This window comes from Mycobacterium sp. 1482292.6 (genome assembly GCF_001672995.1).
Classification (GTDB): domain Bacteria; phylum Actinomycetota; class Actinomycetes; order Mycobacteriales; family Mycobacteriaceae; genus Mycobacterium; species Mycobacterium europaeum_A.
In genome coordinates this window covers 83,762-93,336 of record NZ_LZKV01000247.1, presented here as the reverse complement: position 1 = coordinate 93,336, position 9,575 = coordinate 83,762, and the positions used below count along the sequence as shown (strand labels likewise).

General features: G+C 71.1%; 9 protein-coding genes. 6 read left to right on the top strand and 3 right to left on the bottom strand.

From position 1 onward, the window contains the following. Nucleotides 1-419: helix-turn-helix domain-containing protein (locus tag A5624_RS29220; RefSeq protein ID WP_232002321.1), on the bottom strand; the 419-nt coding region annotated here is incomplete at its 3' end. Nucleotides 420-518: 99 nt separating this feature from the next. Here A5624_RS29220 and A5624_RS24865 point away from each other — a divergent pair. The 3 genes from A5624_RS24865 to glp all read left to right on the top strand — a co-directional run bounded on the left by A5624_RS24865 (nucleotide 519) and on the right by glp (nucleotide 3,897). Beyond that, a complete protein-coding gene (locus A5624_RS24865; protein ID WP_066872525.1) occupies nucleotides 519-1,583 on the top strand; it encodes a S9 family peptidase in 1,065 nt (354 codons plus the stop codon). A 137-nt stretch (nucleotides 1,584-1,720) separates the two neighbouring features. After that, nucleotides 1,721-2,671 carry an SDR family NAD(P)-dependent oxidoreductase gene (locus A5624_RS24860; RefSeq protein WP_066872557.1) on the top strand — a complete coding sequence of 317 codons (951 nt, stop codon included), beginning with the start codon at nucleotides 1,721-1,723 and terminating at the stop codon, nucleotides 2,669-2,671. A 20-nt stretch (nucleotides 2,672-2,691) separates the two neighbouring features. Beyond that, entirely contained in the window at nucleotides 2,692-3,897 is a 1,206-nt protein-coding gene (glp, locus tag A5624_RS24855) for a gephyrin-like molybdotransferase Glp (RefSeq protein ID WP_066872522.1), read from the top strand. 54 nt (nucleotides 3,898-3,951) lie between these two features. Here glp and A5624_RS24850 read toward each other — a convergent pair whose 3' ends face one another. Then, nucleotides 3,952-5,163, bottom strand: coding sequence for an MFS transporter (locus tag A5624_RS24850; RefSeq protein WP_066872520.1), 1,212 nt, complete (start codon nucleotides 5,161-5,163; stop codon nucleotides 3,952-3,954). A gap of 65 nt (nucleotides 5,164-5,228) precedes the next feature. Between A5624_RS24850 and A5624_RS24845 the strand changes: the two genes are divergently transcribed. The 3 genes from A5624_RS24845 to A5624_RS24835 are packed head-to-tail and all read left to right on the top strand — an operon-like array spanning nucleotide 5,229 to nucleotide 8,994. Beyond that, nucleotides 5,229-5,951, top strand: a complete 723-nt coding sequence (locus tag A5624_RS24845; RefSeq protein ID WP_082990650.1) for a phosphatidylserine decarboxylase — start codon at nucleotides 5,229-5,231, stop codon at nucleotides 5,949-5,951. Continuing rightward, nucleotides 5,948-6,811 (top strand): CDP-diacylglycerol--serine O-phosphatidyltransferase, encoded by an 864-nt coding sequence (pssA, locus tag A5624_RS24840; RefSeq protein WP_066872514.1) that lies wholly within the window; start codon nucleotides 5,948-5,950, stop codon nucleotides 6,809-6,811. Before A5624_RS24845 ends, pssA begins: the two co-directional genes overlap by 4 nt. Beyond that, nucleotides 6,808-8,994: an AAA family ATPase gene (locus A5624_RS24835; protein ID WP_066872511.1), complete on the top strand. Its 2,187-nt coding sequence runs from the start codon at nucleotides 6,808-6,810 to the stop codon at nucleotides 8,992-8,994. Before pssA ends, A5624_RS24835 begins: the two co-directional genes overlap by 4 nt. Here A5624_RS24835 and A5624_RS24830 read toward each other — a convergent pair. Beyond that, on the bottom strand, nucleotides 8,968-9,564 hold the full coding sequence (locus tag A5624_RS24830) for a TetR/AcrR family transcriptional regulator (protein ID WP_066872508.1): 597 nt from the start codon (nucleotides 9,562-9,564) through the stop codon (nucleotides 8,968-8,970). The genes A5624_RS24835 and A5624_RS24830 overlap by 27 nt on opposite strands. Between the last annotated feature and the right edge of the window lie 11 nt (nucleotides 9,565-9,575).

Here is a 9,575-nt window from a genome sequence, read left to right as displayed (position 1 = left end):
TTCGGGTCCAAGGAGAAGCTGCTCGACGCGGCGACGAACCCGCCGCAGAAGTGGCTCGACGACGTCGCCAAGGTCTGGGTTACGCCGGTCGAACAACTCGGCGCCGCCGTGCTGGAGCTAATGCTGGCCAGCTGGGACGACGAGGAGATCGGGCCGACGTTGCACGCCATCCTGCAGACCTTGGCGACGTCGTCGAGCCACTTCTGCGGCGGGTTCGTCGCCGCGTCGAGCAGCTTCTCCTTGGACCCGAAGTAGTGGTAGACCAGCGCGGGATCGACGTCGGCGGCCCGGGCGATCGCGCGGATGGTGGTGCCCGCCCAGCCGTGTTCGGCGAATTCGACGCGGGCCGCGGCCACGATCCGCCCGGCCAGCACGCCGCGCTCATCGCGCGGGCCGGGCGTGGTCGACCTCTTCGGCATGAGTCTCATCGTAGCGTGAATTTCCTCTTGCGTTGAGACTAGTTTCACCGTAGCGTGAGACTAGTCTCAACGGGCCGTGAAAATGAGGAGCTGGCCACCATGTACACCTACGACATCGACGCGTCGGCCATGTTCGACGACCGCACCGAGCAGTTCGCGAAGTTCGGGATCCCGCGCGAGGACATCGAGCGGGTCCGCGCGGCCGTCGACGACATGTGGGCCGATGCGCCCGGCGGCTGGGTCTATGAATGGTCTTCGCTGGCAAGCGAATACGCCGAGCGAACCGAACATCGGATGGCGTCGCTGGTCTACGGGTGCGCAAAGTTTCCCTGCCTCACCGACGCGGCGCGGGCCAAAGCGATGCAGCACCAGCTCGAGCAGTTCCAGTTGGCGGCCGGCGATTTCCCGGTGCACTTCGAACGGCGCATCCTCACCGTCGCCTACCGCGACGGGTCCGTCGAGGTGCCGGTGCACCTGTATTCGGCCGACGGTGACTACGCCGCCCGTCCGGTGCTGATCGCCAGCGGCGGCGTGGACACCTGGAAGATGGACATCCACCCGTGGTGGGTCGCATTCACCCAGGGCGCGGGCGTGACCACCATGGCCTTCGACCATCCCGGCACGGGCGAAACCGCGATCCCGCTCGACCAACACGCCGACGAGGTGATCCGCGGGCTCGCCCGCCACGCCCGGACGCTGGGCGACGGCCGGGTCGCGCACTTCGGCGCATCGTTCGGCGGCAACTTCGCCGCGATGTCGGGACTGTCCGGAATCGTCGATGCCGCAATCGATCTCGGCGGTCCCGTGGTCGCCGCCTTCGGTCCCGACAATCTCGCGAAACTGCCCTACGGCATGCACGACATCCTGGGCAACGCGATGCAGTGGGACCACTCCCCCACCCTCGATCAGCTCAGCGCCGGAATGGAACGCCTGAATCGCGCGGATCTGCTTGCCCAGCAAACTAATTCGGCGATGTTGGTGATCAACGGCGCCGACGACTATTTCGTCCCGCAATCCGACACTTTAGACTTCCGGGGCCGCCGCGACACCGAGGTGCACCTGGTCGAGGGCACCGGCCACGTCGCGATGAGCAAAGCGCCCGAGGTGGTGCCGAAGATCATCGCCTGGCTGCGCCGCCAGATGGGATCGACCCCGACGGCCTGACAAACCCGCGCGGGTGGCGAATCCGGCGGAAATCGCTGTCGGGATAACGGTTTTTCATCGCAGGCCCACGGCCGGAACCGTCGAATGCCCGTCGCCCGACACGACGCCCTCGATCGTCGATGAGTATGTTTTGGGCCATGGCTTCCAACGACAAAGAGAACCGCAACTGGTCGGAGGGCGATGTCCCGGATCAAAGCGGCCGCGTCGTCGTCGTCACCGGCGCCAACACCGGCATCGGGTATGAGACGGCCGCCGTCCTGGCCTATCGCGGCGCCCACGTCGTGCTGGCGGTGCGCAATCTCGAGAAGGGCAACGCGGCGCTGTCGCGCATCGTCGCCGCCGGCGGCCAAGGGCGCGGGAAAGTAGATGTCACGCTGCAACAGCTGGACCTGACCTCGCTGGACGCGATCCGGTCGGCCGCCGACGCGCTGCGCGCGGCGTACCCCCGCATCGACCTGCTGATCAACAACGCGGGCGTGATGTGGACGCCCAAGCAGGTCACCCAGGACGGTTTCGAATTGCAGTTCGGCACCAACCACCTGGGCCACTTCGCGTTGACCGGGCTGCTGCTGGAAAACCTGCTGGGGGTGCGGGATTCGCGGGTGGTGACGGTCAGCAGCCTCGGGCACCGGCTGCGGGCCGCGATCCATTTCGACGACCTGCAGTGGGAACACCGCTACGACCGGATCGCCGCCTACGGGCAGTCCAAGCTGGCCAACCTGCTGTTCACCTACGAGCTGCAGCGACGGCTGGCGGCCAACCCCGACGCGAAGACCATCGCCGTCGCCGCGCATCCCGGCGGCTCCAACACCGAGCTGGCCCGCAACCTGCCGGGCGTCTTCCGGCCGGTGAAGGCCGTGCTGGGGCCGCTGCTGTTCCAGAGCCCGGCCATGGGCGCGTTGCCGACGCTGCGAGCCGCCGCCGATCCGGCCGTTCAGGGCGGGCAGTACTTCGGCCCATCGGGATTCCTCGAACAGCGGGGCCGCCCGAAGCTGGTCGAGTCCAGCGCCCAGTCCCACGACGAGGAGCTGCAGCGCCGGCTGTGGGCCGTCTCCGAAGAACTCACCGGCGTCCGCTTCCCCGTCTGACCCGGGAGATAATGGCTCCGATGCGCTCAGTCGCCGAACATCAGCGGGTTGTCAGCGAGTTGATTCGTGCCCGGCCGCCGGTCGCGGTCCCGCTCGCCGAGGCCCAGGGCCTGGTGCTGGCCGAGGACGTGGTGGCGCGGCTGGCGTTGCCGGTCTTCGACAACTCGGCGATGGACGGTTACGCGGTGCGTGCCGAGGACACGTCGACCGCCACGCCCGAACACCCGGTGGTGCTGCCCGTCGCCGAGGACATTCCGGCCGGGCGCATCGACGAACTGACGCTGCAGCCCGGTACCGCCCACCGGATCATGACGGGCGCGCCGCTGCCGGCCGGGGCGACGGCCGTCGTGCCGGTGGAGGACACGGACGGCGGCGTGGACGTCGTGTCGATCCGCGCGCCACGGGAGGCGGGCAGGCACATCCGGCGCGCGGGCGAGGACGTCGCGCCCGGCACCACCGTTTTGCGCCAGGGTCAGGTCGTGACGCCGGCGGTGCTCGGCTTGGCGGCGGCGCTGGGCATCGCCGAGTTGCGGGTGATTCCGCGCCAGCGGGTGCTGGTGATCTCGACCGGTTCGGAGCTGGTGACGCCGGGCACCGCGCTGCGGCCTGGGCAGATCTACGAGTCCAACTCGATCATGCTGGCCGGCGCCGTTCGGGATGCAGGCGCCGAGCTGGTCGGCGTGGCGACCGCGGAAGACGAAGTGGCCCAGTTCAGTTCAATCATCGACCGATACGCCGGTGACGCCGACCTGATCATCACCAGCGGCGGCGTCAGCGCCGGCGCCTACGAGGTGGTCAAGGACGCCTTCGGGCGGGAAGGCGACCAGGGCGTGGAATTCGTCAAGGTCGCCATGCAGCCGGGCATGCCGCAAGGCGTGGGACGGGTGGCCGGCGCGACGATCGTCACGCTGCCCGGCAACCCGGTCAGCGCGCTGGTGTCCTTCGAGGTGTTCATCCGTCCGGCGCTGCGCAGGGCCATGGGCCTGCCGGATCCGGACCGTCCGCTTCGCACCGCGGTGCTCGCGGAGTCGCTGACCTCGCCGCGCGGCAAGCGCCAATTCCGCCGCGCGGTGCTGGGCGACGACGCCAGCACGGTCACCAGCTACGGGCCGCCCGCCTCGCATCACCTGCGGTGGCTGGCGTCGGCGAACGGGCTGCTGGACATCCCCGAGGACGTGGTCGAGGTGCTCGAGGGGACCCAGCTGCAGGTCTGGGATCTGCGCTAGCTCGGCGACGATGCGGCCCGCGCTGGGGGGTGAGGAGGAGGCGGGCAATCAGGCTTAGCCGGCGGGCGTGGCCACGTCCCGATGGAACTCGTCGGCCTTGTCGAAAGCCGGGGTGCAGCGGATGGCGATGCCGACGATCGCCATCATCACCGGAATGGTGACCAACGCCGCCGACAGCCCCACCCGGCCGGATAGGTGCCCGATCAGCGGCGGCCCGAGCAGATATCCCAGCCAGCCGGTGGCGGCCACGATGGCGATCGCCGATCCGGCGCTGCTGGCGCCGTAGGCCGCGCTGAACGCGGTCGGCACCAGCAGCGCAACGCCGGCGCCCAGCGCCGCGAAACCGAGCACGCCGATCCAGGCGTTGGCGGTCGCCAGCGTCACGCTCATGCCCACGACGGCCATCAGCGCCAGCCCCGGCAGCAGCCGGCGACTGGGCACCCGCGCGTGCAGCCGCGGTGCGCCGAACCGGGTGACGACCATCGCACACGTGTAGCCGGCGTAGCTCACCGCGGCGACGCTCGGGCCGGCGCCGACGACGTTGCGCAAATAGTTGGCCGACCAGTCGGTGGCGGCGCCTTCGCACAGGAACGAGGCGAACGCCACGGCCGCCAGGATCGCCACGGTCGGCGTCATCCAGGCCCGGTCGCCTTCCGCGTGGCCCGTCGGCGCCGCCGTCTCGGCCGCGTCGGGGATCAGGCGACGGGTCAGGGTTTCCACCACGATCAGGACCGCCAGCCCGAGCGCCGTCAACTGGACGGTCAGGCCGACGCCCGCGCTGACGCAGACCGCGCCGATCACCGCCCCCGCCAGCGCCCCGAGGCTCCACATGCCATGGAAGCGCGCCATGATCGGGGTCCCGGCGAGCCGCTCGACCGTGCCGGCCTGGGTGTTCATCGCGACGTCCAGCGCCCCCTGGAACAGCCCCCACAAGGCCAGCGCCGCGAACAGCGCGGCCGCGGACCGGGCCAGGCCCACGGTCGTGCCGGCCGCGGCGTAGCCGGCCACGGTGACCGGGATCAGCCGGTGGCTCCCCCAGCGGGGCAGCGCCCAGTGGCTGACCGCCGTGGCCACCACCGAGCCCAGCGGCGCGCCGAACAGCGCCGTTCCGAGCGCCGCGTCGGACAGGCCGAGCCCCGCCTTGACGTGCGGAATGTGGGCGGCCCAGGACGAGAACACCAGCCCGTGCGCGAGGAAGACGGCGGTGACCGCCACTTTCGCGCGGCGCACTCGTAGTGCCGTTCGATCGGCGCTGTGCGATTGCATGTCGAACGTGGGCGTTCCCCCTGCGGGCGTCCACGAATCAGTCGCGGGCTCCGTAAGATGGCCGCGTGGCACGCCGCCCCCGCACTGTCGGCCCCTCCGCTCAAGACCCGGGCTTCAGCCCGCAACACGCACTGGAACTGGTGCGTTCCGCCGTCCCGCCGGTGCATCCGGCCGGCCGACCGTTCATCGGCGCCGGGCTGGCGCTGGCCCTGGTCGGCCGCAGGCACCGATGGGTGCGACGGGCGGGCCTGCTGGCCGCCGGCGCCTGCGCCGGGTTCTTCCGTCACCCCCATCGGGTGCCGCCGGCCCGGCCCGGCGCGATCGTCGCGCCCGCCGACGGCGAGATCTGCGTGATCGACTTCGCCACCCCGCCCGCCGAATTGAGCATGGGCGACGCGCCGCTGCCGCGGGTCAGCATCTTCCTGTCGCTGCTGGACGCCCACGTGCAGCGCGCGCCGGTCAGCGGCGAGGTGATCGCCGTGCAGCACCGGCCTGGCCGGTTCGGCTCGGCCGACCTGGCCGCGGCGAGCACCGAGAACGAACGCACCAGCCTGCACATTCGCACACCCAGCGGCGCGGACGTCGTCGCGGTGCAGGTCGCCGGGCTGCTGGCCCGGCGCATCATCTGCGACGCGCACGTCGGGGACAAGCTGTCGATCGGTGATACCTACGGCCTGATCCGGTTCGGGTCCAGGCTGGACACCTACCTGCCGGCGGGCTCCGAACCGCTGGTCAAGGTCGGTCAGCGCGCGATCGCCGGCGAGACCGTGCTGGCCGAGCTGCCATGATCAGCAAGCCGCGCGGGCGGCCGGCGGTCAACCTGCAGATCCTGCCGAGCGCGATGACGGTGCTCTCGGTCTGTGCGGGGTTGACCTCGATCCGGTTCGCCCTCGAACACCAGCCCAAGGCCGCGATGGCGCTGATCGCCGCGGCCGCGATCCTGGACGGGCTCGACGGGCGGGTGGCCCGCATCCTGGACGCCCAGTCGCGGATGGGCGAGCAGATCGACTCGCTGGCCGACGCGGTGAACTTCGGCGTGACCCCGGCGATCGTCCTCTACGTGACGCTGCTGACCAAGTCGCCGGCCGGTTGGGTGGTGATCCTGCTCTACGCGGTGTGTGTGGTGCTGCGGCTGGCACGGTTCAACGCTTTGCAGGACGACGGCAGTCAGCCGGCCTACGCGCACGAGTTCTTCGTCGGCATGCCCGCGCCGGCCGGCGCGATCTCGATGATCGGCCTGATCGGACTCAAGCTGCAGTTCGGCGACGGTTGGTGGACGTCGCCGCTGTTTCTGTGCATCTGGATCACCGGGACGTCGATCCTGATGGTCAGCAAGATCCCGATGCGCAAGATGCACGCGGTCGCCGTGCCGCCAAGCTGGGCGGCGCCCCTGCTGGCGGTCCTGGCGATCTGCGCGGCGGCGGCCGTGCTGGCGCCCTACGTGTTGATCTGGGTGCTCATCGTCGCCTATCTGTGCCACGTGCCGTTCGCCATCCGCAACTCGCGCTGGCTGGCCGCGCACCCGGAGGCGTGGGACGACGAACCCAAGCAGCGCCGCGCGGCGCGGCGGGCGATCCGCCGGGCACAGCCCAACCGCCGGTCGGTGGCGCGGCTGGGCCTGCGCAAGCCGGGCAGGCGCCTGCCGTGAGTCGCTCCGGCGACGACGCGGGCCCGGCCCGTCAACTCACCCTGACCGCCCGGCTGAACACCTCCGCGGTGGACTCCCGCCGCGGTGTCATCCGGTTACATCCGAATGCCATTGCCGCACTGGGCATTCGGGAATGGGACGCGGTATCGCTGATCGGGTCGCGGACCACGGCGGCGGTGGCCGGCCTGGCCGGGCCGGGCACCCCGGTGAGCACCGTGCTGCTCGACGACGTGACGCTGTCCAACGCGGGTCTGCGCGAGGGCACCCCGGTGGTCGTCGGCGCGGTCACCGTGTACGGCGCGCGGTCGGTGACGCTGGCCGGCTCGACGCTGGCCACCCAGTCGATCACGCCGGTCACGCTGCGACAAGCCTTGCTGGGCAAGGTGATTACCGTGGGCGATGCCGTCTCGCTGCTGCCCCGCGACCTGGGCCCGGGGACCTCGACGTCCGAGGCCACCCGCGCGCTGGCCACCGCGGTCGGTATCAGCTGGACCTCGGAGCTGCTGACCGTCACCGGCGTCGACCCCGACGGGCCGGTGAGCGTGCAGCCCAACACGCTCGTCACCTGGGGCACCGGCGTTCCGTCCGGTGCCAGAACCTCGTCGCGGATATCGGTCGAGGTCGCCAGGCCGGAGATGGTCGTCGAGGAACTCAAGGGCACCCAGCCCCAGGCCGCCAAGCTGGTCGAGTGGCTCAAGCTCGCGCTCGACGAACCGCATCTGCTCAAGACGCTGGGTGCGGGCGCCAACCTCGGGGTGCTGGTGTCGGGCCCGGCCGGTGTGGGCAAGGTGACCCTGGTGCGCGCGGTGTCCGGCGACCGCAGGCTGGTCACGCTCGACGGCCCGGAGGTCGGCGCGCTGGCCGCCGAGGACCGGCTCAAGGCCGTGGCGTCGGCGGTGCAGACGGTCCGCGACGGCGGTGGGGTGCTGCTGATCACCGACGTCGACGCCCTGCTGCCGGCCACCGCCGAGCCGGTGGCCTCGCTGATCCTCGGCGAGCTGCGTACCGCGGTGGCCAGCGAGGGCGTCGCACTGATCGCCACCTCCGCGCGGCCCGACCAGCTCGACGCCCGGCTGCGGGCCCCCGACCTGTGCGACCGCGAGCTGGGCCTGCCCCTTCCCGACGCCGGCACCCGCAAGGCGCTGCTGGAGTCGCTGCTGCGCAACGTGCCCACCGGTGACCTTGATCTCGACGAGATAGCTTCTCGCACACCGGGTTTCGTCGTCGCCGACCTGGCCGCGCTGGTGCGCGAGGCGGCGCTGCGGGCGGCGTCGCGGGCCAGCTCCGACGGCCGGCCGCCGGAGCTGAAACAGGAGGATCTGGCCGGGGCGCTGACCGTGATCCGCCCGCTGTCCCGTTCGGCCAGCGAGGAGGTCAGTGTCGGCAACATCACCCTCGACGACGTCGGCGACATGGCCGAGGCCAGGCAGGCCCTGACCGAGGCCGTGTTGTGGCCGTTGCAGCATCCCGACACCTTCGCCCGGTTGGGCGTGCAACCGCCGCGCGGGGTGCTGCTGTACGGGCCGCCGGGCTGCGGCAAGACCTTCATCGTGCGAGCGCTGGCCAGCACCGGGCAGCTGTCCGTGCACGCCGTGAAGGGCTCCGAGCTGATGGACAAGTGGGTGGGCAGTTCGGAAAAGGCGGTGCGCGAATTGTTTCGGCGCGCCCGGGATTCGGCGCCGTCGCTGGTCTTCCTCGACGAGGTGGACGCGCTGGCGCCGCGACGCGGGCAGAGCTTCGACTCCGGCGTCACCGATCGCGTGGTGGCCGCGCTGTTGACCGAGCTCGACGGCGTCGATCCGCTGCGCGACGTGGTGGTGCTGGGCGCCACCAACCGGCCCGATCTCATCGACCCCGCGCTGCTGCGCCCCGGACGGCTGGAGCGGCTGGTCTTCGTCGAACCGCCCGACGCCGCGGCGCGCCGCGAAATCCTGTGCACCGCGGGCAAATCCATTCCGCTGAGCGCCGACGTCGATCTCGACGAGGTGGCGGCCGGACTCGACGGCTACAGCGCCGCCGACTGCGCGGCGCTGCTGCGGGAGGCCGCACTGACCGCGATGCGCCGATCCATCGACGCCACCGACGTGACGGCCGCCGATCTCGCGACGGCACGCGAAAACGTCCGTCCCTCTTTGGATCCCGCGCAGGTCGAGGCGCTACGGGCGTTCGCCAAAGCTTTGTAGCACTGCCAGGGCCGAGGCCGCCACGTCCTTTTCGAGCCAGGACGGCATCGGGTCGTCGTGCGCGTGGCGCCGCACCACGGCGTAGGGCAGGTCGGCGACCGCACGGGCGACGGCATCGACGGAGCGCGCCCTGGAATTCCCGTACAGTTCGCGCGCCAGCGCCGCGACGCGTTGGGTCAGCGGAGCGTTCATTTCGGCGAGTGTCTGCCGGAAGGCCGCGTCGGGCTCGTCGTCGAGCAGGTCGCCGGGCCGGATCGTCAACAGCAGCCGGGCATCCTCGGGGAGGGAGCGCGCGAAAGCGACCGCGGCCACGGCCATCGCGACGGCGGTGTCGGTCGGGGTCTCGCCGTCAGCGGCCAGCGCACGCTCCTGGAAGCGTCGCAGCGCGCGCAGCCACGCCGCCGTCAGGATGCCGTCGCGGTTGCCGAACCGGTGATACAACGTGCCCGCCGGTGCGCCACTGGCTTTCGCGATCGCCGCCACGCTGGCCGCACGTGGTCCGCCGTCGAGCACCAGCGTCCGGGCGGCGTCGAGAATCACATCGGTTTCATGCTTCCGCGGAGGCGCCATGATCTAGTACA